The sequence below is a fragment of the Virgibacillus sediminis genome, from assembly GCF_042643265.1.
Taxonomy (GTDB): Bacteria; Bacillota; Bacilli; order Bacillales; family Amphibacillaceae; genus Virgibacillus_O; species Virgibacillus_O sediminis.
The window spans coordinates 50,458-75,608 of sequence record NZ_JBHRRZ010000001.1 but is presented as its reverse complement, the minus strand read 5'-3'; the positions used below and the strand labels follow the sequence as shown (position 1 = coordinate 75,608).

Annotated in this window: 26 protein-coding genes; 4 read left to right on the top strand and 22 right to left on the bottom strand. The window is 38.9% G+C overall.

Going from position 1 to position 25,151, the window contains the following annotated elements; translation table 11 throughout:
- Positions 1 to 46: 46 nt before the first annotated feature.
- Together ACFODW_RS00415 and ACFODW_RS00410 are read right to left on the bottom strand one after the other, a co-directional pair.
- Positions 47 to 1,162, bottom strand: coding sequence for a metallophosphoesterase family protein (locus ACFODW_RS00415; RefSeq protein WP_390301237.1), 1,116 nt, complete (start codon positions 1,160 to 1,162; stop codon positions 47 to 49).
- 69 nt (positions 1,163 to 1,231) lie between these two features.
- Positions 1,232 to 2,080, bottom strand: coding sequence for an endonuclease/exonuclease/phosphatase family protein (locus tag ACFODW_RS00410; protein ID WP_390301234.1), 849 nt, complete (start codon positions 2,078 to 2,080; stop codon positions 1,232 to 1,234).
- Between the two features lie 224 nt (positions 2,081 to 2,304).
- Here ACFODW_RS00410 and ACFODW_RS00405 point away from each other — a divergent pair, with 224 nt between their 5' ends.
- Positions 2,305 to 3,252 carry a metallophosphoesterase gene (locus tag ACFODW_RS00405; RefSeq protein ID WP_390301231.1) on the top strand — a complete coding sequence of 316 codons (948 nt, stop codon included), beginning with the start codon at positions 2,305 to 2,307 and terminating at the stop codon, positions 3,250 to 3,252.
- A gap of 530 nt (positions 3,253 to 3,782) precedes the next feature.
- Here the strand turns inward: ACFODW_RS00405 and ACFODW_RS00400 are convergent.
- The 10 genes from ACFODW_RS00400 to ACFODW_RS00355 all read right to left on the bottom strand — a co-directional run bounded on the left by ACFODW_RS00400 (position 3,783) and on the right by ACFODW_RS00355 (position 14,616).
- The gene (locus ACFODW_RS00400) at positions 3,783 to 4,118 is read right to left on the bottom strand and encodes a hypothetical protein (protein WP_390301228.1); all 336 of its coding nucleotides are present in this window, start codon (positions 4,116 to 4,118) and stop codon (positions 3,783 to 3,785) included.
- A 77-nt stretch (positions 4,119 to 4,195) separates the two neighbouring features.
- The gene (locus ACFODW_RS00395) at positions 4,196 to 4,390 is read right to left on the bottom strand and encodes an aspartyl-phosphate phosphatase Spo0E family protein (RefSeq protein ID WP_390301225.1); all 195 of its coding nucleotides are present in this window, start codon (positions 4,388 to 4,390) and stop codon (positions 4,196 to 4,198) included.
- A gap of 1,570 nt (positions 4,391 to 5,960) precedes the next feature.
- Complete coding sequence (locus tag ACFODW_RS00390; RefSeq protein ID WP_390301222.1) at positions 5,961 to 7,220, bottom strand: MFS transporter; 1,260 nt, start codon at positions 7,218 to 7,220, stop codon at positions 5,961 to 5,963.
- 15 nt (positions 7,221 to 7,235) lie between these two features.
- Complete coding sequence (locus ACFODW_RS00385; protein ID WP_390301219.1) at positions 7,236 to 8,669, bottom strand: response regulator transcription factor; 1,434 nt, start codon at positions 8,667 to 8,669, stop codon at positions 7,236 to 7,238.
- Entirely contained in the window at positions 8,647 to 9,915 is a 1,269-nt protein-coding gene (locus tag ACFODW_RS00380; RefSeq protein WP_390301216.1) for a sensor histidine kinase, read from the bottom strand. Before ACFODW_RS00380 ends, ACFODW_RS00385 begins: the two co-directional genes overlap by 23 nt.
- Positions 9,916 to 10,254: 339 nt before the next feature.
- Complete coding sequence (locus ACFODW_RS00375; RefSeq protein ID WP_390301536.1) at positions 10,255 to 10,980, bottom strand: glucose 1-dehydrogenase; 726 nt, start codon at positions 10,978 to 10,980, stop codon at positions 10,255 to 10,257.
- Between the two features lie 74 nt (positions 10,981 to 11,054).
- Positions 11,055 to 11,687 (bottom strand): hypothetical protein, encoded by a 633-nt coding sequence (locus ACFODW_RS00370; protein ID WP_390301213.1) that lies wholly within the window; start codon positions 11,685 to 11,687, stop codon positions 11,055 to 11,057.
- Between the two features lie 91 nt (positions 11,688 to 11,778).
- The gene (locus ACFODW_RS00365; protein WP_390301210.1) at positions 11,779 to 12,609 is read right to left on the bottom strand and encodes a mycofactocin-coupled SDR family oxidoreductase; all 831 of its coding nucleotides are present in this window, start codon (positions 12,607 to 12,609) and stop codon (positions 11,779 to 11,781) included.
- A 181-nt stretch (positions 12,610 to 12,790) separates the two neighbouring features.
- The gene (locus ACFODW_RS00360) at positions 12,791 to 13,690 is read right to left on the bottom strand and encodes a carbon-nitrogen hydrolase family protein (protein WP_390301207.1); all 900 of its coding nucleotides are present in this window, start codon (positions 13,688 to 13,690) and stop codon (positions 12,791 to 12,793) included.
- Between the two features lie 38 nt (positions 13,691 to 13,728).
- The gene (locus ACFODW_RS00355) at positions 13,729 to 14,616 is read right to left on the bottom strand and encodes a polysaccharide deacetylase family protein (protein WP_390301204.1); all 888 of its coding nucleotides are present in this window, start codon (positions 14,614 to 14,616) and stop codon (positions 13,729 to 13,731) included.
- A 476-nt stretch (positions 14,617 to 15,092) separates the two neighbouring features.
- Here ACFODW_RS00355 and ACFODW_RS00350 point away from each other — a divergent pair, with 476 nt between their 5' ends.
- Complete coding sequence (locus ACFODW_RS00350; RefSeq protein WP_390301201.1) at positions 15,093 to 15,632, top strand: transposase; 540 nt, start codon at positions 15,093 to 15,095, stop codon at positions 15,630 to 15,632.
- 105 nt (positions 15,633 to 15,737) lie between these two features.
- Here ACFODW_RS00350 and ACFODW_RS00345 read toward each other — a convergent pair whose 3' ends face one another.
- Positions 15,738 to 15,995, bottom strand: a complete 258-nt coding sequence (locus tag ACFODW_RS00345; RefSeq protein WP_390301533.1) for a zincin-like metallopeptidase domain-containing protein — start codon at positions 15,993 to 15,995, stop codon at positions 15,738 to 15,740.
- Positions 15,992 to 16,345, bottom strand: coding sequence for an ArdC-like ssDNA-binding domain-containing protein (locus tag ACFODW_RS00340; protein WP_390301198.1), 354 nt, complete (start codon positions 16,343 to 16,345; stop codon positions 15,992 to 15,994). The genes ACFODW_RS00345 and ACFODW_RS00340 overlap by 4 nt, the downstream gene beginning before the upstream one ends.
- A 468-nt stretch (positions 16,346 to 16,813) precedes the next feature.
- Between ACFODW_RS00340 and ACFODW_RS00335 the strand changes: the two genes are divergently transcribed.
- Entirely contained in the window at positions 16,814 to 17,866 is a 1,053-nt protein-coding gene (locus ACFODW_RS00335) for a fatty acid desaturase (RefSeq protein WP_390301195.1), read from the top strand.
- Between the two features lie 150 nt (positions 17,867 to 18,016).
- On the opposite strand, the gene ACFODW_RS00330 is transcribed toward ACFODW_RS00335, so the two are convergent.
- On the bottom strand, positions 18,017 to 19,186 hold the full coding sequence (locus ACFODW_RS00330) for a hypothetical protein (RefSeq protein ID WP_390301192.1): 1,170 nt from the start codon (positions 19,184 to 19,186) through the stop codon (positions 18,017 to 18,019).
- Positions 19,187 to 19,315: 129 nt separating this feature from the next.
- On the opposite strand from ACFODW_RS00330, the gene ACFODW_RS00325 reads away from it, so the two are divergent.
- A complete protein-coding gene (locus ACFODW_RS00325; protein ID WP_390301189.1) occupies positions 19,316 to 19,561 on the top strand; it encodes a hypothetical protein in 246 nt (81 codons plus the stop codon).
- A gap of 145 nt (positions 19,562 to 19,706) precedes the next feature.
- On the opposite strand, the gene ACFODW_RS00320 is transcribed toward ACFODW_RS00325, so the two are convergent.
- From ACFODW_RS00320 to phnE, 7 genes are all read right to left on the bottom strand, one after another.
- Complete coding sequence (locus tag ACFODW_RS00320; RefSeq protein ID WP_390301186.1) at positions 19,707 to 20,165, bottom strand: hypothetical protein; 459 nt, start codon at positions 20,163 to 20,165, stop codon at positions 19,707 to 19,709.
- A gap of 41 nt (positions 20,166 to 20,206) precedes the next feature.
- The gene (locus tag ACFODW_RS00315) at positions 20,207 to 20,446 is read right to left on the bottom strand and encodes a hypothetical protein (RefSeq protein WP_390301183.1); all 240 of its coding nucleotides are present in this window, start codon (positions 20,444 to 20,446) and stop codon (positions 20,207 to 20,209) included.
- Between the two features lie 77 nt (positions 20,447 to 20,523).
- The gene (locus tag ACFODW_RS00310; RefSeq protein WP_390301180.1) at positions 20,524 to 21,141 is read right to left on the bottom strand and encodes a recombinase family protein; all 618 of its coding nucleotides are present in this window, start codon (positions 21,139 to 21,141) and stop codon (positions 20,524 to 20,526) included.
- A gap of 92 nt (positions 21,142 to 21,233) precedes the next feature.
- A complete protein-coding gene (locus ACFODW_RS00305; protein ID WP_390301530.1) occupies positions 21,234 to 21,341 on the bottom strand; it encodes a hypothetical protein in 108 nt (35 codons plus the stop codon).
- Between the two features lie 216 nt (positions 21,342 to 21,557).
- On the bottom strand, positions 21,558 to 23,222 hold the full coding sequence (locus ACFODW_RS00300; RefSeq protein WP_390301176.1) for a metallophosphoesterase: 1,665 nt from the start codon (positions 23,220 to 23,222) through the stop codon (positions 21,558 to 21,560).
- A gap of 284 nt (positions 23,223 to 23,506) precedes the next feature.
- Complete coding sequence (locus ACFODW_RS00295; protein WP_390301173.1) at positions 23,507 to 24,361, bottom strand: ABC transporter permease subunit; 855 nt, start codon at positions 24,359 to 24,361, stop codon at positions 23,507 to 23,509.
- Positions 24,361 to 25,146: a phosphonate ABC transporter, permease protein PhnE gene (phnE, locus tag ACFODW_RS00290; RefSeq protein WP_390301170.1), complete on the bottom strand. Its 786-nt coding sequence runs from the start codon at positions 25,144 to 25,146 to the stop codon at positions 24,361 to 24,363. Before phnE ends, ACFODW_RS00295 begins: the two co-directional genes overlap by 1 nt.
- Between the last annotated feature and the right edge of the window lie 5 nt (positions 25,147 to 25,151).

The following is a 25,151-nucleotide window of genomic DNA, read 5'->3' as shown; positions in this document are numbered from 1 at the left end:
CCATAAAAAAGATGACCCCTTCTATACCAGAGGTCATCCCTTTTCCCTAGTGAATTCCATAATCTTCAGCAAATACCATCTCTGTATCAACAACTATGTCTTCCGCGTTTTCATCCAGATTGAACACCCGGGCACCGCGCAACCTGTTATTTTCCTCTCCACCAAGTCCGTAAGCTCCAAACCCTGTACTACCTGCATAGCCGAGCTTTATTCCATAATAATCACCCATGTATGTGTTGATGTGGTCATGGCCGGAGAAGACACCTTCCACGTCCCCTCTTTCCAACATGGCTGCGAAAAGTCCGCTGTTAAATGGGCCAGTGCAAACACATTCATTCTTCTCTCCTGAAAGCTGATGTTTCTCTACAGCTCTCTGATGACTTTTTGCAGTTCCTTGATAAGGACTCGCATACCACATATATTCAAATTCAGGCAAAGGAATGTGCATGAACGCTAATGAAGGTACCTTTTGCCCAGTGGTCTGCTCCAACTTTTCCGAAGTTTCCACATACCATTGCACTTGGTCTTCACGAATCCAGTCCCAAGTCTGGTATCCCTCAAAATCCTGGTTGGCAATTTCCTCAGGGGCATATCTTCCGCTATCAAATAACCAAACGTTAAATGCGGCCCTGTTATTCTGTGAATTCTTGATTATCAAATTGGCATTTCCAGTTCCAGTGATATCCTTCCCTTCTGGTTTATTGACATTATGTTCATAGGACATATAAATTTCCAACAAATCTTCTTCATCCAGTCCTGTCTTATCGGTATGATCTTCATCATGGTTACCGAATGTCACCGCCCATTTTACACCCCGCTCTTCCATAGGCTGGGCGATATTGTCTATGGCTTGCTTTACTTCTTCGATAGTTTGCATATCACCGTTTGTCATGTCGCCATTAAGTATCGCTAAATCAGGTTTCTTGTCATCAAGGACTCTTTCCATTAATTCAACCGTGCGAGGGTCAATATCCTCATCATCTTGCATATCGTTGAACTGTACGATTTTATACTCTCCATTGGAATTAAACTGAAGCTTTTCATTTTCATTGGTTTTCCCCTGAACCGTTGAGTTGGAGTTATTGCCAATAATAAGAACAGCGGCGATCATGATGGTACCAATAACTGCAACTATAGATGTGAATTTTGCCGAGTTAGTCATTGATAGGTATCCTCCTTGAACTTTACTTTAATTTCTAATCTGTTTAATTGTGGTGTTGTATGCAGGGTTCTAATTATTACCTTTATAATAAGTATAGGGACCGTCCAGCAGTATTTCGGTTGTAATCGGCAGATGGTCAGACGCCAGTGTATCAATGACGCTGCTATTCTGTACCCCTAGATCCTCCGAAGTGAAAATGTAATCAATTCTCTTGGTCGGGTTTTCTGCTGAATAGGTATAGGCATCGTCCTGGCCATTGAAAGCATCTTTATAGTGGGCATACATTGGCACCATTTCATCGCTTTCTGGAACAGCGTTCAAATCCCCCATGATTACTTTTGGACCTTTTGACTGTTCAGCAATATCTACAACCTCTTGGATTTGGGTCTCACTTTCTTCAGGGGTCAAAGCCAAGTGGGTGTTAAATACGTGGACATGGCTGCCCTTCACATTAATAACTGCTTCCAGTAGTCCTCGTTGCTCCGTATCCCCCACTCTTGTAAGGGAATGGTTTTCGGACTTTAATATAGGATATTTACTCAATATGGCCGTCCCGTACTGTCTCCGTGGTTCCCCTTCCTCTGCCGGCTCGACATCCAAATTGGCTGCATATGTATAGAACATACCAAGACGCTCTGCTAATAAGCTTGCCTGATCTTGAAAATCACTACGGGACGACCAGTGATTATCCACCTCCTGGAGACCGATGATATCGGCATTCGCATCTTCAATCACCTCTGCAATTCTCTCCAAATCCAACCTGCCATCTTCGCCTACAGCATGGTGGATGTTGTAAGACATAATCTTCAACTTTTCCGAGCTGCCCGTTGGCTTATCAGCCTTTTGGGCTCCAGCTACATGATTACCAAAGAATGTCATCACGATTAGCATGGCTAACAATAGAAAGTTCCGACTCATTTCCTCACTCCTTTTCTAGACTCTACTCCATAGTTTAATAGAATTTTGTTTAGGTCGTGTTTACTTACTGTAAAAGATGAGTTTACTAAGATAAGCATGAATTAAATGTCTTAAATTTTTGTAAACAGTTTATTAATAGGATTACTGTCTGACCATCAATTATTTATACTGAAAGAGCCATACAATTATTTCTTGTCACGAACAAGGGAAAGGGGAAAACTATCATGTTTAGTATGAAAAGAAGCAAACGCCTGTGGAGTAAACTTAAGGAGGGCAGTACCGTTGTTTTATTTGCAATGGTATTTGCTGCCCTAATTCCGGCTGGTTCCGTTTTGGCAAACAGTGCAGAAAAGCCGAAAATCGAGTTTGGGCTAGTACCGGACGCACAATATTGTGATTGTGAAGTGAACGGCACACGATATTACCGGAACTCGGTGGAAAAGTTGATTGAGGCAGCCCAAACGTTCAATGAGCAGAATATTGATTTTACAGTGCAAACCGGGGATCTTATCGATCGAGATGTTTCCAGTTTCTCAACCATGCTGCCAATTTATGATATGATCGATGGTCAAAAATACCACGTACTTGGTAACCATGACTTCGCTATGACAACGGATGAAGTTGTCGATATGTTGGATATGCCGAACCAGTACTACGACTTCAAATACAAAAATTGGCGTTTTGTCGTGCTTGATACCAACGATCTTAGCCTTTATGCAAACCCAGAGGACTCTGAAAAGTATCAGCAAGCAGAAGCTATGTATAATTCCTTGGTTGAAGAGGATGCAATCAATGCACAAACGTGGAATGGCGGTATCAGCGATGAGCAATTATCATGGTTGCGGGAGGTCCTTAACAACTCAGCCAAAACCAATGAAAAAGTAGTGGTAATTGGACATAAGCCGGTATACCCGGAAAATAACCACAATGTATGGAATGATGAAGAAGTCGTAAAAGAGTTAGAAGCAGCAGGAAATGTAGTTGCCTATTTCAACGGACATAATCACGCTGGGAACTATGCCATGAAGAACGGCATTCACTATGTAACACTGAAAGGAATGGTAGAGACTAAGGACACCAACTCATATTCCATTGTCCAAGTTTATAAGGATCGTTTAGAAATAGACGGCTATGGCAGAGAGGAAGACCGCGTGTTACAAATTGGAGATTAAAGAGATAAAATTAAAGGACTCTCGTTCATTAGGACGAGAGTCCTTTAATTGTCCATTATCGAATGGCACCATAATGGGCAATTTTGGTATCTAATTGAATCAACTGAAATATCGGGATAGAGTTCCCGCCATTCATCTGAGGTTATCTCGCCAATCACCGGAAGCAATGGGTCCTGTCCGGGATCAAATTGGGTTAGGGAGAATATTTGAAGGTCGCTCCTTGGAATTTTATGCTCTGTTTTATCAAACCAAGAGAAACTGCCCAATACTGATTTTTGTAAGTTCTCGGCCAGTGTTTAGAATTTCTTTTGCTTTTTATTGGAAACAGCCAGGAACATGGTATCAAGTATATTAGAATTGTGCAAGAATTACCTGTTCTGCCATATCTTTTCCGAAAAGCTGCAAATGCCTCTGCCCTGCTGCCAAGTGGTATGCTTGCATTATTCCGCTCCCCTTTCCCGAACAAGCCGGGCAGTACAATGACGGTGCCTTCCACCACATCTTCCAAGTTGCCTTCCATCGGATTGAACTTATGAGTGTCCGGGCTGGTGGGGGCAATGTAATATAGGGAATTCCATTTCGTCACAGAATTCCTTCACTTTCTCGAAACTCCCCTTTTTGCTCCACCAACGATAAGCCCAGTTTCTTTCCCTGCTCTTCTGCAGGAGGAACTGGTAGATCATCGGCTCCAAGAAGAGGCCGTTTTCCCGGACCGGGTGACCCCGACCACCAGCATGTGGGTGAACATGTCTTTCCCATTCCACCGATGCGGGGAAACAGCGGACTAGGGATGACAGCCCCCTGGAATAGGAGGAAGCCTCCCTTGACGGCAAGAATAAGCCCATCAGGGTTATAGTCATTAGCATGTGTGTTTCACCTCATTGTGGAAATTAAGCATAAAAATAAGCACCGTTTTGCACGATGCCAGAGTCATTTACCTTTTCTAGTTTTGTATATGTTGTTTCCAGTAAAGTTCTCCGTGTTGGAATCGGTTCAGGAGGTTGTCCAATTGTTGGCTGCATTCGACTGTCTTCGGATTTGCCAATCCATACGCCAAGCCAAGTTGAATCATTTCCTGTTTCTTTTTCTTAAGTAGTGCAGGCAGGTCCATTTCCACTGGTTCGATCACTTGCCCCATGATTCATTTCTCCTCTTTCATTAATCTTGAATAGGCCTTTCGTTTGGAGACTCAACGAAATTGATTATGCCAACTTTCCATCATTTAGGCAATAGTTTCGACAAAAGAAGTCATAATGCCACGAACTTAGATAACCGATATGGAAGTAGCTGCGTCGATAATTATCCTGTACACCTGAGCATTAGGCATTTAGTCTATCATCCGACATAAAAATAGCACCGGTCTCCTTAATGATAAAGCCATGCCGGCTGGGGTCGTCACCGTCCCCTGCATATTCAAGAGCGTTTAAGACATGGCAGTTACCAGGTAACAATTTTATTTACTCTTATGTATCATAGAAAATAGAACAACAAAATACTGCCCAGTTTACTGGACAGTATTTTAGAATATTATTTTTTTGGAATTTTAAAGGGCGGTAGCACTCATCTGACCTACTGCCTATCGCCTCTTCGCCTAATTTCCGGCATATTAGGCTTAGTAACTAGTTAGATACTGCTCTCTTTCCCAAGGGTGTACAGTAGTCCGGAATCTGTACCACAGGGATAATTGGTTTCAATTTACTTCAAAAACCTTGATATAAAAGGATTTTGAGCAAGACTTTTTTCATTTATTTTTAATGCTTATCAAACTTTTGGGGGTGTTTTGGGGGGTGCTCTGGGGGTGAATTAAGTTATCCCTTATGAGTTCAAGGATCTTTACCAGATTCCAACTTTATCCTCGTTAGATGAATCTCAAACGATCTAGTTTTGTGTGAGTAATTGCTACTTCTCCTCTTCAGAATAAACATAACCATTTAGATGCTCATCCTATCATATATCATTATTATCAAATGCTACAGTCTCGCTTAGGATTGATGATTTTAGAACAACTTGGCTGTATGACTTACATCATGCCGCCCATGAGTTTACAACCTTTCGCAAATAATATCCTTATATACAAATCCTTTCACAATAGGGTTTATTATTGATTTCCACAATATTATTTTTATGACTTCACCTTCATTTCTACACATACTAGGTTCAAAAATAGTTTCATTTCGGGAAATCATTTAACGACATATATAAGAAAATTCTTTTTTTCGCACTTTAACATGAGGGTATCTCAGTTTGCTGAATAAAACTTTCTGTTTATTGTGTAGTCTCCTCTTTTATAACTAATCACAAATACGGCTGCTCAATTCCTTCCTTTATGTGACTTGGGTGAATTCTTCGATTTGCCCCCGGGAATTTTCCCGTGTTGATACACCGTATACTGTCGCAAAAACGTAAATAACATCTTTATCTTGGATTAACTCTTCTTGCTACAGAAAAAGCAGATTGCGTAAGGCCACACAAAACAATCTTAAACATCATTTAAATAAAAAGGCCCTACCTCTTTGGTTAATGAAGAAGGGCTACTATTATTAAACCTTCTCGTTAACTTAACTTAGTACATTATTTCTTAAAGTCAATAGAAGTGAAGACCTTTGTTGCACAGTATAAGTCTTATATAGTGAGGGCCATACATGGAAAACGTATATGGTTCTTTTTGTGCTGAAAACTTTTCAGTTTCAGGGTAACTTTAGTAATACTTATGAAGGACTTCTTGTCATAACCCAATTGGTAATAAGAGCTATCGGTAAAAAGATTATTACTGAAAGATAAATTACGATATGGTAGCCTATATATTCAAGTGCTAAAGGTGAAAATATACTAATAATGGCCCACCCGAACCAACAAGATGCTGAGTTTATAGAAGCTGCCGTACCGCGTATATTAGTATGGAATTTTTCTGTAAATAGCCTTGGGATAATCCCCCATATCCCAGCTCCAAAAAAGTTCCATAAAAAGTATCCCACTAGAAAAGAAAAAAGTTCCTCAGAAAAATGATTCATCCAAATTATCAGTGAAATGGCTACTAAGATAAAAATAAAGTTGGTTTTACGGATTCCGATGTAATCTCCGAGCCATCCACAGCAAATGTAACCAAAAATACTAATTACACTCCCCACAATGGTAAAATATATTATTTGAGTCAACCCAAGACCAAAAGCATCTTGCATCCAGTAAGGTGCAAACCATAGTAACAAACTATAGGAGAATACAGATGAGTTGATATATATCCAAACGAGTGCACTATTATATAAATTGGTCCCACTTAAGAGCTTTTTATAAAGGGAATGGAATGTATGATTAAGGGTAGATACGAAGTCTCTAAAAGTTACCCTCTCTTGAAAAACAAATGAAACTGTATGATTTTCAGGCTCTTTCTTAAATTGATCCGACTCTTCCACAAATAATCTGATTACGATAATTATAAATGCTGGAATCGCAGCAATAAAAAATGAGCTTCGCCACCCCAATGATGGAACTGAAAACAGTGTGATCCCCCCCGCAAGCGCTGTCCCTGCTGGCCATCCAGATGCCATCATTCCAATTAACCACCCACGGTGCTTTTTTGGTATGGACTCGATTAAAATGGTTGCACCTACTGCATATTCAGCGAAAGCACTCCCCGTAGCAATCAACCTAAAAACGACCAACGACGTAAAATCCCAAGCTAGACCACTTAAAAACGTGCCGATTGTTACAAAAACAAGCACCCATTGAAACATTAATTTTCGTCCTACAAAATCCATCACAGGGCCGATAACCAAGCTGAAAATAACTGCTAGTAAGAACCCACCTCCTACAATAAAACCAAAGGTTTGAAAACCAAAATTGAATTGGTCCATCAGATAAGGCCCTAAAAAGAAAAATAACGAAGCATCCATTGCTGAGATCATCCAACCTAAAAAAGTAATAAATGCTAAAAGTAGATGGTATCCTTTCAAACCCTCTGACTTCTCCATATTTTCTCTCCCCTTTCATTTGTATAGCTCTCGATAACGATTCGGGGTGAAACCGGTTTCTTTTTTAAACACTCTCAAAAAATATTTTGTATCGTTATAACCAACTTTGTCACTTATTTCATATATAGGAGATTGTGAATTTATAAGGTACTCTTTAGCAACTTCTACTCTTCTCCGTGTCACATGCGAGGTAAAGTTCATCCCTGTTTCTTTTTTAAAGATAAAACTTAAATAAGCCGGTGAGAGGTTCAAGTGCGCTGCAACTCGATCTAATGACAATGCAGCCTCATTATAATGAGCTCCAATATATTCTTTCGCCTTTACGATATAACTTGTTTTTGATGGTTTGAAGTTTTGTATAAGTTTCTTTATAAGAGGATCAACTGCTGTTGAATAGACATCGTTGAGATCTTCTAACGTATAAACATATCTTAATTTATAGAAAAACATACTCTGATTTGATGATGATATTTGCTCAGGTGTTAAATATCTAGATAAGAGCAGATATAGCTGAAACAGAATAATACATTTTTGTTCTAATTGCTCATGTTTTTTTAATAGATTATCGATGACTCTATCAACTGTTCTTTTATCCCCCTTTTGAAGAGATGTTAAAATGTTTGTTTCTTCTTCCCTCGAAAGGATGGTTGTTAGTTCTCTTACATTATGATACTCCATATTTTGGTAATAAGTCGCTTGAAACGCTTGTTCCGCTTCTTTATAGGCAACTAAAAAGTTGTCATTGATGTTTGATTTCATATCACTAACACCAACAGCTTGGTGCTTTTGTATTTTTGCTAAATGATTTTCCCTATAAGAAGACAAAGCGTCTTTTTGGATAAACCCCATCATAGTCAAATAATGTCCGCCAATAACCAAGGATACATAATACATTTTTTTGTTATTTATTTTTTCAAGAGACTCATGAAGTGGTTCTGATGAAAAAATCACATGAAAATAAAAGGGAGAGGGAAGTGACTCAGAATTAGAATAATTTGAATGAAAAGCCAGAATCTCGTGAACAGCATTTTTCAGTTCTAAATTGGTTAATTTTTGCGACTCTTCTTCTTCACGTCTAATCAAGTCTTTGCTTCTAATAATTGTTTCTTTTAATTCCTCTGGATCGACTGGCTTCAACATGTAATCAACTACCCCATGTCGTATTGCTTTTTTTGCATAATTAAAATCGTCGTACCCCGATATAATTATAATTTTCGGTAACTGTTCAAGAACTTCTGAAATTTTATTCAACATGCCAAACCCATCTATTTTAGGCATTTTTATATCAGTTATAATGATATCTGGCGCGCTTTCCTCCATTAACTCCAAAGCCTCTTGTCCACTTCTTGCACTCGAAACGAGTTGTATATTTAATTGATTCCAATCTAAGATTTTTTCTAATCCTCTTCTCATCCATAATTCATCTTCAATTATCATAAGTCGTAACATTTAAATCCCCATCCTCTCTTACAAAAGGTAAGGTAATCTTTACACGAAGGCCTCTGGGTTGAAGCGAATGAAACGACAGTCCGTATTCTTCCCCGAACGCCAATTTAATTCGAGTGTTTATATTTAAAAGCCCGATACCATTGCTTTGTTCTTTTTCTATAGAAGGGGAAGCTTCTTTAAATAATTCATTCATTTCGTTCAACCGTTCTGTCTTGATCCCTGGACCATTGTCTTCCACGGTAATTATTACGGTCTCCCCTTTCCTATACCCTACTATTCTAATCACTCCTTGCCCTTCTATATCTTTGAAAGCATGCTCAAAACAATTCTCAATTATTGGCTGAAGCATAAACTTAATTGTTTTACACTCTAAAATCGCTTTCTCTATTTTCGTCTCTTCCTTGATCATTCCATCAAATCTGATGAGTTGCACTTGCAAATAATTTTGTATATGTGATAATTCTTCTTTTAATAGCACACTTTCCTTATCCTGCAATGAATTATAGCGAAACATTTCGGATAACGACTTTGTTATCTTAGCGATAAGTGGGACATTTTCCACAAGCGCAATTGAATTAATTGTTCCTAAGGTGTTATAGAGAAAATGAGGATTTATTTGTGATTGCAAAGCAAGAAATTGGGCTTTATTTTTTCTTATTTCAAGCTGATACCCCTTATCGATTTGCTCTTTCAATTCATGAAATACTTTATTTAATTGAATCGAAATTGCCCAGATTTCATCTTTCATAATTACTTCATCAGAGAAAGAAATATTTTTTTTGGTCATATCCTTCGAAAGCCTTCTAATTGGTCTAGTTAAATGAAAGGAAATCATAATAATGGAAAAAACACTAATGACTCCTACAGCGATTAAAATTATAATCAATTCTTTAGTCAGAAATACATTTTTGTTTTCTTTTGGTGTAAAGAGAATATAGTAATAATCCAAACTGCTATCTTGATAATAAGAAACAGAGGCGTATTTATCATTGTTAGATAATGGAACTGACCCTTTATTTTCTGACGTAACTTTTCTTTCTTGGATGTTCTCCATTAGTGTCTTTGCATTAATACTGTGATTTTCTGTAGAAAATACTTTTCTTCCTTCATCATCTATGACAGAAAAAACCTGCCCATTCAGTTCAACCCCCTCTATTAATAATGCAAATAACTCTTTAGTACTCCGGTCTGTTTCATATTCTTCTCCATATGTATTTGAATTACTAACCAGTTCTAATAACTGCAAGTTTGAATCCACAATATTATTGTGGAACCTATAAGATGCCACTTGAAAAATTAATACAATGAGTATAATAAGAGGAATGATAGTCATAAAAAAATAAAGAATAATATATTTATATTTTATACTAATAAACAGCTTCATCACCCTTTCATTAAACGCTTCCATCTATCTAAATAATACGTTATTATATCAATCCTGAGCAATCGTTCACTCTATGAAATAAAATGAAGGCGTTTTGAAAAAAATTTTAATCAAAACGCCTTCATTTTATTTAGCTACTATCTAAATCTCTAGTTATTCCACACCACGTTCTCTTAAATAACAACACTTGTATATTTGAAGTTATTGAGCAGTGAATCCGCCGTCCACAATAAATTCCGAACCAGTTGAAAATGTTGATTCATCTGAGATCAAATATAAAACTAAATACGATACTTCTTCAGGCTCTGCAATACGTCCTAACGGAGTAGCCTTTTTCACAGCATCAAACACCTCTATGTTCGTGTTAATTCCCCCAGGGTGAACCGAATTAACCCTTATATTGTAGTCAGCAAATTCTAGTGCAGCAGCTTTAGTTATGCCTGTGACCGCAAATTTCGTTGTCACATACGGAGCGACATTCACAGATCCAACTAAACCTGCAGTAGAGGAAATATTTACAATCGATCCACCGTTATTTTTTTTCATAGATTTAACTACCGTTTGCATTCCTTTAAAAACACTATACTGATTAATAGCAACAACCTTATAAAAATCCTCATCCTCCAAGTCTTCCAAGGGTGTATCATTCGACCCAACTATTCCAGCATTATTCACAAGTCCTGTGATTGGTCCAAAGGCTTTTTCCGCCTTCTCTACTACAACATTCCAATCTTCTTTATCAGCTACATCGTGTTTGACAAAAAGTGCATTCTCTCCAAGTTTCTCTGCTACTCTTCGGCCTTGTTCTTCATTGATATCAGTTAGTACGACTTTTGCTCCTTCTTTTACAAATAAATTTGCATGCGTTTCTCCCATGCCACTAGCTGCACCAGTTATTATGACTACTTTCTCTGACAATCTGTTCATGGTGCCCCCTCCATTCCTGAATAAATAGCTCCTCAAATCTGTTTTATCATCCGCCATCCGCTTGCCCCTGTTTTTTATCGTGCATCAAAAGTTTTGTGGATTGGCTCTAATTTTTCTTTAAATAATGGCTTCCCTTCGGGCATTGTTCTGGATCCACCAATTCGCAGTAATGAGTTGACAAATGTATATAATCCACTAACAGCAACAAACAAACATATCCATTTGATTGCCACATTAGCCGCTTCTGATAAGATTCCAAAGGACACTAACGTTATAAGTGTCAAAAAAACCACAACACCTGAAAAGCATAAAAACGAAATAGCGCTTGCGGTTTTTCGAATGGATAGCAAGAGTGGAAGCAAGGATACTGCCCCCCAAAAAAATGGAATGGCACTGAGTTGAGAACTCATTTCAAATCCGTAAAGGTGAGACAACCCTTCAGCTATACTTAAAAAACCTCCAACCCCACCAAACAAAACTGCAAATATTAAACATATCGATCCCATCATAGTGTCCTCACGCAAATAAAACAATATAGAACAAATTAAATAGGGAAGGAAACAGGCTAATTGGACCAACCCTACGGCTAGACTAGTAGGTCCGGTATAAATCCCAGCGTATACACCCCATATACACATCGTAAGCATTGTAAAAATAAAAGTTAGAGCTGGACCTGGATCCCCGATTCTTATGCGATTTCGCTCCATGGATCGACCTCCCATACAATACCGTTATCATTAGTTGAATAACAGATCATTTTCTTCATCACATGCACCCTCTGAGTAGTCGTACCAGACGTTAAGAAGTCAGGAAACCAGCATCCACTGGGATAGGGATACCTGTAACATATTTAGAATCCTCTGAAGCTAAAAAGAGTAATGATCCAACACAGGCATCATCAGGAAGATATCCAATGTCAGGTAGAAGCTGACGTTTTTCAAATTCTTTATTAGCGTGATCTCTGGTTCCTCCTGCCTTCCCTCCCGCCATTCGATCAAAGGTCGCTTGATTGTTCATCATTGGTGTATCTATGGCGGTTGGACAAATAGCATTCACGTTTATGTTGTATTCTCCTAATTCAATCGCCATGGAACGTACAAGCCCCAGCACCCCATGTTTAGAAGCACTGTAATGACTAACCAATGGTGCTGAATGAACTCCATAAATCGAAGATATACAAACAATCTTGCCTTTCTTTCTTTCAATCATGTGTGGCGCCACGTATTTACACGTAAGCCAGGTTCCTTTCAAATTTACATCAATCATTTGATCGAAAGTCTTCTCGTCTAGTTCCCACACTTGGCCATAAGATACAATCCCCGCGTTCGGAACTACGATATCAATATGACCAAACCTCTCAATAATCGTATCAACCGCCCGAGATATGTCTTCCTCTTTCGTCACATTACCTGCTATGGCAAGGGAACGTCGGTCCAGTTGCTCTATTTCCGCGGCAACTTTGTCCAAGTCGCTCCCTTCCGGAAGTTCGTAATCTACCGTCTTTATCTGAGCATCCAGATCCAGAACAGCAACATCCGCTCCTTCTCTTGCTAAAGCCAATGCAAATTGTCTACCTTGCCCTCTAGCTGCTCCTGTAACAAAAGCCACTTGCCCTTCTAACTTTCCCATAAAACTCCTCACTCTCTTTGAGTAATTATTAGTTTTAAAATGTTTCTATAATAAATTGCCAAATTCGACACCTTTGGTTTTATGTATGAGGTAACTCCAAATTACTCATAAGGAAAGTTACCTCATATCATAAACACTAATGTGAATACTGTCTCATTCCTTATTTTGCACTTCTCACAAATTACTTTGGTGACACACTAGGATTATTCATAGAGTTGAAAGGTTCATACTTCGCATAAACATCTTCGCGACGCGTTCGATCGACAAAGGTAGTTGCTGCACCGTTCTCCCTGTTTTCATAGATGTCATCTATATCTACAACTCCAGTTACTAGGGTGTTCGTATTTGTTTCTGATTCTGCAACAATACCATTAGCTGTCCAAGCATGGTCGCATGGACTGAGAATCGATGAACGCCCATATCCGTTCGGGAGAGGATCCCCAGGTTCACCAACGGTAGGGCAATGAACAAAATACACTTGATTTTCAATAGCACGCGCTTGAGCACAGTGACGTACACGCCAAAATCCAGCTTCCGTGAATGTGTAAGAGGGACTAAAAATAATTTCGGCTCCTTTTTTACTCAGTATTCTCGAAACTTCTGGAATTTCGGCTTCATAGCAAACTGCTAAACCTATTTTTGCCGGACCTATCGAAAATACTTCCAGTTCGTCTCCTTCAGAAGTTTGCCAATTGGCTTCGGCAGGGAAAATATGTGTTTTCTTATGCTCGACATAGGATCCGTTTTTATCGAAGATATAAGCAATGTTAAAGTATTTATCCTCACGCCGCTCCAAGTGTGATCCCGCAATAATTATTTGTTCTCGTTTCTTTGCCAGTTGACTGAAGTATTCTTTATATTGAGACGTGTATTCATCAATTTTAATTAAGTCAGCAGCAGTCAAATTATCTTGATCCGGAAAGCTGCCTAATAATCCGACAGTAAAAAGTTCAGGGAAGATAACATAATCTGAGTCTTCGGGAACTTGGTTAATTAATTCTTCTACCTGATTCTTAAAAACTTCGAAAGAAGCGGCTTTTTCTACACGAAATTGACAAGCTGTTATTTTTACTTCTCTCATTTTATTTCCCTCCTTATTTTAATATGGAAGCATCAAGATTAACCTTTATGCGTTGATGAAATAAGTGTTTTATCCTCTTTTGTTTCCTCGAAATTGTCATAGATTTCACCCAATGTAGCAAACCATGCACCCCGGGATTCCATATGCTGTATTAACTTTTCTAGCATTTGAACCATATGTGCCCGTCCACTCGTTTGAGGATGGATGGTCAATGTATAGCAAGCTCCTTCTTCATTGTCACAAGCGTAATCAAAAATAGAGACCCATCGATCATAAATATCATTTACTGAATTCATCCCCTCTTGCGCGCCATTGATATATTCAGCTGCTGGGAAATCATCTAAATACCAGGATACTGGAATCTCTAGTAAACTAGTTTCTTGGTCGAAGACATTAGCTCTATCTGAATTAACTTCTACTGGTCGAGGGTAATAAGGGTGGAAATCATTTCCCATCAAACTACTATCATATTTGAATCCGTGTTTTTCAAGAATTTCAAACGTATTTGGACTGAAGTCCCAGTAGGGAGATCTATAACCCCGAGGAGTTACACCTATTTTCGCAAGAGATTCCAGGCCCATTTGTATGACCTTGTCTTCTTCCTCATAAGTTTTAGTTGTTGGGTTTTCATGCACGTAACCGTGATGAGCAACTTCATGTCCTTGAGCAACGATTTCCTTACATATATCAGTGAATGTATCTACTGTATGACCAGGAATACACCAAGTAGTTTTTATACCATATTGATTAAATAACTTAAGTAACCTTGGTGCCGCAACTTCAGCTCCAAACTCACCGCGAGCCATATATGCTGGTGAAGTTAAGTTGAAAGAACCGTCCCAAATAGACTGCGCATCAAAATCACAACCAATATTTACTGCCACCTTTTTCCCTTTTGGAAGTTTAACTTTTCCATTTCTCTGCATAATTTCTCCTCCTTAATATTATTGGTAACACCATAAAACCTTTGCGCTTTAAAACGCTTTCATAACTAGTGAAAAATCTTTCTATTTTAGTTTAATAAACACCTATTAGTTTGGATATTCTAAAAATTATAGATGGGTGTAATTTTTTTATGGTATACCATGTTTATTACATATAAACGAAAGAAAATTCACAGAATTCATGAGGGATATAATAAAAGTAGGGACAGAAACATTTCTTTAATGAAAACCTGGGTGCTGATCAGTCAACATCACTATTTCAAACTATTTTTGTTGGTGCTATAGGTGTTATTGCTGCATCCTTAGCAACAAAATTTGTTGATACAAAAAGAAGTTCTTGCTCCTTTTAGGTTCTGCAGGAAGTGCTATTTGTTTAACTGCAGTAGCGACACTTTTCTATTTAGATATCCAAGAAATTAGTACACTGATATTTATTTTAGGATGCAGCTAAGTTCCAGATGACATGGGGGCAGTTTCCTGCCAAAATTTTTACTGAACGGTTTTCTTGGTTGGAATCCTACCGAAGAAAGACAAAGCGCCTCCCTTTCGTGGGATTGGATGATTTTGCCTTACGGAAAGGCCATCAATATGGCACACTTTTTTGTGATTTGGCTACACATGAACCTATAGATCTACTGGAGGATCGGAAAGAAGAGACAGTGCTAGAGTGGTTTGAGAAGCGTCCTAATATCCAACTGGTCACGCGTGACCGCTCCCGTACTTTCCGGAATGGTATAGAGCGAGCGAACCCATCGATTGTACAAGTTAGTGACCGGTTCCATCTCGTCCACAACCTAGGTTCGCTATTGGATCGGATTTTAACGAAAGAATTGCCTCAACGAATTAAAGAGGAAGCAGCCGATGGTTGGCGCAAAGAGGATTCATCAGAAGAAGCAAATCTAGCTGAAATGGACTATATCGCCAAACGACAGGAAGAGAATGCAATGAAAAAATGTAGCACTGGAGGTGAAAGCCTTGCGCCAAGAGGCGATGGTTAGTGGTAATTATAATGTTTCTCTTTTAAAAACAGGGTGATGACCTGGGGGTGATTTACATCATGCCGCCCGTAAGGATACAATCAATGTCTTATCATTCTTTAAAGCTCATAACCATGAATCTATATAACTAGCTGAATTATCTATTGTTTCATTATCAATACCACAAATACCGCATAACATGGAAGCTCCAAGCTCGGCCACCAATTCTTCTTTGCTGTAATCTCTGCTTTTATGTGTGTTTGCTTGCATGACTTCTTTTCTATGCAATCGGTCTTTGTGTCCGGTGCTGTGGACCATCTCATGGAAGAGCGTACTGTAATATTCATGGATGTTTATAAAATCTTCTTTAGGGGGTACATTTATATGATCTTCAAAGGGTTTGTACCAGGCACCACCTGATTTATAGCTGAAGGAAGGAGCATTGAAATAATTTTCTTTGATTTTTCAGCTTCTTCAATAGGGTCATGGTCGAATTTTTCCAGTTCCTGCTTTGGATCAATGCCTTCGGTTTGTTCACCAATCTTAAAAACTCTATAGTACCGCATCCGCATCAGAGGCACTTTCTTTTTTTCTTCCTCCCCCTCCTGATCTTCCACTTCCACTTCAATCATTTTCCAGAATACGACAATATGACTTTTAGACCCCTTTTTTACCTTGCCGCCAGCTTCCTTAATCTGTTTAAAGGTTGCATACTCTCCATCATCCAAGAGCATCGTATTAATACCTCGATAAGGTTTTTGGGTTTTCCAGTTGACTGCAACGCCATTTCTGACGTTCGTCATTGATAGTTTTGTAGATTAATGTAAACGGGAGAAACACTGTGTCATCTTAAATTATACAATCGAATAACCATGAAGGTGGAAATGAATCGGACAATAGAGCCGGACATAAGCCGGAAGTGGTCATCAAAAGACCTTTTTCGGCTTTTTTAACCTTTTAAACGTTTTCTTTATGGCCTCAGAGGGTAAAGCGCTATGAAATATCTGATAGATACCACAACACAAGTGGTTCATCGATCCTCTTATGTCGGGGACGTTTGCGATTTTCACACAACTCCACTTACGCAACGAGTAAGTTCTCAAGATGAAAATTATGTCAATCGATTAGTGGAAGAAAATGCAAACATTGTGATCAATTGGCTGTTACGCCGAGTCAGATGCATGTTTAGAAGGGAGAAGGTTATGAGCAAACAACAACAGGCAGAGCTAAAGAAAAGGGTGGCACCATTTGCAAAATCAGATACAAAAGTAGGGGTCGCACAGTTAATCAATAGTGTTTTACCGTTTTTCTTGTTTTGGTTCCTCGCATACCAAAGTTTATCGGTATCCATTTGGTTGACCCTTGCATTAACAGTGATTGCCGCCGGTTTTGTCGTTCGCATCTTTATCATTTTCCATGACTGCACCCACGGGTCATTTTTCAAAAGCAGTCAAGCGAATCGAGTGGTTGGTACGTTTACCGGCATTATCACCCATTTTGCTTTTGCAAAATGGAAACGTAGCCACACGATGCACCATGCGACAAACAGCAATTTAGATAAACGAGGCACCGGAGATATATGGATGATGACGGTGGATGAATATATTCACGCTTCTTTTTGGACCCGATTAACGTATAGGCTGTATCGTAACCCCATTGTATTGTTCGGATTAGGTCCATTTTTCCTTTTCCTTGTAGACAATCGGTTTAATAAAAAAGGGGCTAAACGAAAAGAGAGAATGAACACGTATTTCATCAACACTTCCATTGCAGTTATCTACGCGCTGTTAATATTGATCATCGGTTGGCAGGCCTTTCTGATTGTACAGATTCCCATTCTGTTCCTATCAGGAGCCATCGGCATTTGGTTGTTCTATGTCCAGCACCAGTTTGAAGATTCCTACTTTGAAAATGAAGAGGAATGGGATTTTGTCAAGGCCGCCGTCGACGGAAGTTCCTATTACAAGCTTCCGAAGGTCATGCAGTGGATTACCGGCAACATTGGTTTCCATCACGTGCATCATCTCAGTCCAAGAGTTCCTAATTACAACCTAGAAAAAACCCATAATAATGTAACCCCACTTCAACAGGCGACAACCATCACACTGGCTTCCAGTCTGGAATCGATTCGTTTCCGGGTGTATGATGAAGCCAACAAGAAATTTGTAAGCTTTAAAGAAATGAAAAACATTTTACGGCAAAGAAAAATGAGAAGACAACGAAACCATCGAACCCCAAACTATCAGGGACGATAAAAATAAAAAAGGGCGCAGATTCCTATTCAAGGATAGCGCCCGATTATAGAAGACTTGAATTTGAAATTATTTCTATTTACTAACCTTCATAGTTAAAAACCGTTATTGAAATTAGAATCTTTAATGTAAAAAAGCGGCCTTTTGTAAGCACTATTTATAAAGTTGCGTATAGTCAGTTCTATTTCCCCCTGCCAAAACACCGTATTTATTGAAAGTTTCACTATAAGAGTGCAGTAATGATGTTAGTTCTTCCTCCCCTTGAAATAACTGTAGGTAATCCCACTGATTTCCCATCGCTTTCCCCTTGCTAAAAAAGTTAAATAGGGTCGATTTATCCATCTTAAAGTGGAACATACCGATATAATTTACTAATTGACCCTGTTGTTCAATTTTAAGCCCAAGTGTCAGTTCAAATAAGTCAAAGTTTTTTTGATACTCAGCTTCAGTTGGAAAAACATCGACGAACATCTCATATATATTAAGGCTTAAAAATTTAGACTGGGGTGCAAAATGTCTTTCATAAGAGGAAATTAACCTATCTAAATCCCTCAATATTCTCGACAGGCAAAGTTGTTCAAATAATGGAATCCCGCGTTCTTTTAGCATTCTTTCTTCGCTAGATGGCTTATAGAATATATTATTTAAATCTCTAAATCTTTCTCTTGAAAAATAAGAGAGACCAGCAGCATAAAAAACAAGAGTAAGAGGTAAATGCTGGAGCTTTATTTTTTGTTCTAGTCCACTTGTTATAAATTCTTGAGATAGACGTTCGAAAGTTTTAATAATTAAATCACTATGGAAATTTCCTTCCCCATAGTATGAAATTAAGGATATAACACGTCCTAATGGAGTAGTAAAGGTAATAATTTCGGTAATAAATTCATGATAATCATCTACTTCAGAGCTAGCTTCAATCTTCTTAATAAATTCTATTGTTTTGTTTGTTTCTTTTATGAGAAGATCATTAAGGTCCACATAATTATTGGATTTAATGTACTTTTTAGTCTTATTTACTATAACTTCGGCTTCATCAGTATGTTGAAATCTCTGCATTTCGATGGCTTCTACATTTTCTTTAATTTGGCTAAAGAATGAATCTGCTGTATCCCCGGGGATTAATGTTCCATCTCTGAACTCTAATAATTCTTTTGCCTCAGGAGAGATGTTATCGTAAAGAGCATTCCAATACCAACTATACCTTCTGGATTGTACGCTATACATGAGGTCCCTAATTCCTGAATCCCACGTGGCAGACCAACCTGAAATAATTAAACCAAAATCCTCAAACACATCTTTAATGAGTGATTTCAGACCAACCATGACACCAAAAGCCCCCTTACTAACGATTATAGAATAAGGAGGCGAAATTAAATGAATACTACTATGCGAAAATTGGACAAGTGGCAAGAGGTTTTAGTTAAGCAAGAGTAAAACGAAGAGTTGAAACAAGTGTTGAAAGAAATGCATATGTATTTTGGAGATCTTGATTATGAAATGAACCGATTGAAGGTGAAAATACTCACTTATGAGGGTTACTTAGAAGGCTTGGGGCAGGGAGATTTAATTATGGATGAGCTTTATTTGAAGAGGACAAACACTAATCTAATACACCTGGTCTCGGAAAATCCAACGGGGCCAGGTGTATTTTTAGATCAAATCAAATCGATTATAGACTTTCAAAGCTGTTTCCTCTGAAGATTTTCCAAATAGATCAACGCCCTTACCTTTCAAAAATTTATGTCGCTACTTGCTTCTATCCGAACCCGCCCTCTTTCCTCATCAACCTCAGGACAATTAAGGTACAATCTGTTCAAACAAGATGTTATAAAGCAATAGAAATTCAAACAGACTTGTCCAATACATTCACGTATTTAATCGGGTTCTGTGCACCTCTTGTCAGATAGTGTTCAACCGATTTCCTCAGATATTTGGATCTCATGGTATCGTCTGCAATACGACCGACGAACTCCCACCGGGATTCGTTATCGAGCCTCCCTCTTGTATTGAAGGTACTTCCTGCCTTAAACCAGCCTTCCACTTTATATACTTCGTGCACAATGCCATCAAATACTGCAAATGCATAATCTACTTTTTCCCTATTATCCCCGATTCGCCATGCCCCCCTGACTGTGTCATATAATTCAATGTCTGTTAAATCATAACGAAAAGCTTTAGTTAAACGGATTAACATCACAGACTCATCGATGATGACATGCTTCCGATCATAGTGAGAGATTAATTGATTAACGCTAACTCTTCCAAAGACACCACTCTGAAAACCACGCACTCGATTCGTCAATTTCTCTTTTCCAATAAGGTCTATCACTGAAGCTTCAACTTTCAGGGCTGTATGGTCATCTTCCAGTCGTGAATAAGAATTTCGATTTTGGGTTCTTGTCCCCTGTCCCGAATACGTTTAATCATGCGACTTTTTTCTGTATCCTCATTATCGGTTAAGTGCGAAAATACGCGGTTGCCCACACCCTTTCCGACATAAAAAATGTCATCGGTTTCGGGATCTGAGTAAATATAGACATAATGCTTTAATTGGTTAATAACCTCTTTTGAAAACTTTTGCATATTCCACCTTCCTTTTTAATTCATTCTGATTATTTAATTTAGCTGCTTCCACCCAAAGTGCTAATTATTTATCATAGTCAGTTAGTGGGAGTCGATAGGTGCTCCGCCTCTCTTACTAATTTGTAAAAAGTAGTTTTTTTAACCCCAGCCTGTTGCATTGCCCTTGTAGCTGTAATCTCTCCCCTTCTCCATTTCTTATAAGCTTGCATAAATTCATCGGTAACCTGCGCCTTAGGTCGCCCCATTTTCTTTCCCTGCTTTATTGCAACATCAATTCCTTCACGCTGTCGTTTCCTTATCCGGTCTCTTTCTTCCTGTGCCATCCAGGACAGGATTTGCAAGACCAGATCAGCAATGAATGTTCCCATGCTGTCCTTGTATTGGGTGGTATCAAGTAACGGCATGTCCAATACGACAATGTCAGTCTGCAACTCTTTCGTGATAGCATTCCACTCCTGTACAATTTCCTCTTTGTTCCGACCGAACCTGTCAAGGGAGTGGATGTACAATACATCTCCCGGACGAAGGATACGTTTTAAAAGCTGATACTGTTCCCTCTCAAAATCCTTGCCACTCATCTTATCAATAAAAATATCACGCTGTTTTATTCCTCTCTCTTTCATAGCTGCGACCTGCCGTTCTTCATTTTGGTCTCTGCTGCTCACCCGTATATATCCATTCTGCCGTACTTCCATTAAAGAATAACCTCTCTTTCAATGGTAGATTCTTCCTTAATTATACCCCTTTCCGTTCGTAAAGGTGTGCTTTTTTAAACGATAACAATGCACTATTTCGGAAAAGAGCCTCCCCCACTCTCCAAAGGTTTTTCCCCATTCCACACATATGATCTATTTGAAGTAATAATCATTGGGCCATGTTCGTATCTTCTTGATATGATCTGAAAAAGTGTGTGTGCGGTAACTGGTGGATGACTTATTACATCATGCCGGTCATAAGGTGAGAGTGTTCAACAATTGAGCCACGGAATACTCAATCATACCTCCTTCTATGTAGTAAAATTAAAAAGCCCTGTAGAGAATTATCTCTACAGAGACTTTAATGAAAACCCGTGTTTCTTCTAGTCTTATTCTAGAAATCTTCGCCATACTTTTTATTCTTTTGTAACTCGTATACCATCGAAGTAGCTATTCGGATTTCCCCAAGAATATAAAGCTACCGTACCAGTAGAATGGGAATCATCCATAATGGGTTCTCCAAATATATCGATTCCGTCCTTGAACGCTTGAATCTGATTGCCACTGACCGTTATATTTAATTCAAAATTGGCGCCTATGGTATATCCTGGCTCATCCACCTGGGCCAGTGTAGTCTCCACTCCATCAACGACTTTGAAAAGCTTGATGAAATTCCTCTCCTCATCCAAATCTAGTTTATAGTAATTATCGGGGTCCTGATAGCGGAACATAAGACCAATTCCGTCATTATCGTTGGAGCGTAATGTAGCGGAAACCGTATAATCTCTCCAAGAATTGATTGACTTAGCACTATCGTAATATGCAAAGGTACCCTTCCGGTTTTCAACAGCAGAAACATTCGGACCATAGATGTTGGAAGACTGTACTAGTTCCCCTCTCACTACTGACCAATTGGATGGTGCGGAAACCGATCCCTCATCCACAACTGACCAGTCTGCCATAAGCCCGTTATCACCACATTTAAATTTATTATTTCCACTTTCGCAGTATGGTTCTTGCTCCCCATCAAAGTCCTCTTTCAAGAGATACTTGGGAGGTATAACATCTGAATCTGGTGTATCAAGATCAACGTTTGTATACAGGAATTCATTTTGCCAGTCCGTTTTGTACTCATCTAGATAAGGTGAGTAACTGGTTCCTTTCACAGTCCCTTTTTCTGGGTCGATTTCCAGAAGACGCAGAAAACCATTTCCTCCATTTTCTTGCATCTGGTAGTTAGCTAGCATTTGATAGACCTTATTCCCATAGTCTCCTACTGATACACGACGACCTTGTCCATCATTCAACACATGTCCACTAAGCACCATTGAGATATTCGGATGTAGCTTGACGAACTTCTGCCACATTTCTTCCCCGTCATTAACCCCACCTGGTTCTGAAGCTACACCGTAATTATGTGGATTCCAAGCATGTCCTGAATTATGACGAGTCTCATCAGAAAACATATAGCTATGCGTTACTACGATTACACGGTGATTGGGATGAGAAGACACCACCTCGTTCGCCCAATCCAACACAGGATCTCTTGGTCCAAATTCCAGCGAAAGTACTAACCAGTCAGTTCCTCCAGCGTTGAAAGTATGATAATTATTATCATACTTGTCAGGTTCCGCCGGATAAACACCCTCAAAAGTCTCGGTCTCGGAAAAATCGCTTACCGGAAAATAGGTATTATATAAAGTGGTATCCCGTGTATTGGCTGAACCGTTCGTGCCCATATCATGATTTCCAGGTAAAACAGTATAAGGAACAACACCATTCAAAGTTCGCATCGCATCAGAAGCAACCTCCCACTGGGGTGTGTTGTTATTGTTAACGATGTCTCCCACGTGAGTGACAAACTTGATATTCTGCTCCTCCCAATTGTCGGCAATCCACTGTGTTTGGGAGCGAAAGATATTCGGATGGTTCATTGCTAAGTTCTGGGTATCAGGCAGAATAGCAATTTTAAAAGCTGACGAGCTAGCCTCTGCCTTTACATAGTTGGACCCTTGTGATAAAGAAGGCACCAACAAACTGAAAACCATCATCATAATAAAAACGAATTTAGTTGCTTTCATCTTTACATCCTTCCTTTTTAATTTTTGGTTTAATAGTCAAGAAGTTATTTACCATGTCAGTTGCTCAGCAGCCTTCTCGATTATTTCACCTCCTTAAAACCTCTATGGCAAACATGTAGGTTCGAAGTAAAGAATTTTAATGACTTTACATTACTTGAAAGGATCAATAATAAAGCTATAATAATAAATATTAAATATACTCCAATTGACGTTTAATAAACCTAATAAGATAGTCGAGAGAAATTGAAAACAAACAGGTAAGTGAATGGCATAGACTATTAAATTCATGCACCCTGGGTGGGAAAATAACGCCTTTTCAAACGAGTCGAAAACACTTCTAAAAGAATAGCAATTGCTAAAATTGCATAGGTGATAAATCCGACTTCGCTTAAATCAAAATAAAATCCGGATGCCATAAAGAGTTCGAATCCGATACCACCCGCACCAGCTGCAGCACCCATTGCTACCGCTACCGAGAAGTTGATTTCAAACCGTAAGAATGTCCATGACAGTAAATACGTAAAAGTGGAAGGGAGTACAGCATGTGTAACAATATGCCACCATTTGGAACCCGTAGCCCGTAATGCTTCAATAACTCCGGTATCTACTTCCTCAAAAGCCTCGGAGAATGCCTTTACTAAGTACGCAACAGAATGAAAAAGCATGCCAAGTATTGCCGCTTCACTTCCTAAGCCTGCTGCAATCGCAAATATTAACACCCATAATATGGTTGGAACCGCCCGGATAAAAGCTACCATTACCCGTATCGTCTTTGAGATCCATCCTTTCGATAAATTGGTTGCAGCCAGCAAAGACAGAAAAAATGCAATAACTGCTCCGAACACTGTCGATAAAACGGCTAGACCGAGTGTAATACCTACCTGATATAAAGCTTCACCCCAGCCAAAATGACTTAACCCAGGCTCAAAAAACATTACCTTCAAATTATAAGCCGTTTCTGTAATGGCCTTTATCAAATTCAGCCCTGTGTAATCAAAAAATACAAAGGACATAATTGATAAAACACCCAGCAGGATAATTGTCCACTGCATCGTATATTCCGCTTTGTTTCCTGACTTAATGGTAATTCGACCATTGCTTTTTCTTTTTATGTACGTTCTTGTTGGTACTACTTCCATTACAGAACCACCTTCCTAATATGGTTTGAGATAAGTTCTATAATAATAACCGCAATAACTATGCTAAATGTAATAAGGGCCACAGTATTATAGTCCATTGTTTTATAATATAAATCAAAGATGAAACCGATACCTGTTCCGGTTAATAATCCTACTAATGTGGCGCTTCTGATGTTGGTCTCTATCATAAATAACACCCAGCTGATCATCTGTGGTAAACATTGCGGGATCACGGCCTTATTAACAATATGAAAATAGGTTGCACCTGTTGCAGTCAGGGCCTCCACTGAGCTCTGGCTCGCCTCGTCAATGGATTCAATGAATGCTCTAGTTAAAAATCCTACCGTTGCAACAAAAAGAGCTAGATACCCGGTTACAGAGTTTTGTCCAAAAGAAAGCAGTAGGATTAAAGCCCATGCCACAACCGGAATATTTCGTGACAACGAGGCAATAAAACGAGCCAGAACACTTAAATACCCATTGATACTGGTTGTTTTTGATCCCATCAACCCAAGGAAAACCGATACAACTGCAGCTGTAGTGGTTGCAGCAATTGACATAGAAATGGTTTCAATTAATTTCGTTAATATATCCGGCAATCTTTCAAGAGATTCCTGGGTAATATATAAATTTGAAAAAATCCATCCAATCGCTTCGGGGATCGTCCCAACGCCATGTAGGAGATTAAAATTGGTTATCACTGCTGATAAATAAGTGATACCAATAATGGTAATAAAAAAGAGACTCATTTGCCACTTGCGCTGTATCAATCTTTTTTCATTCACTTCTG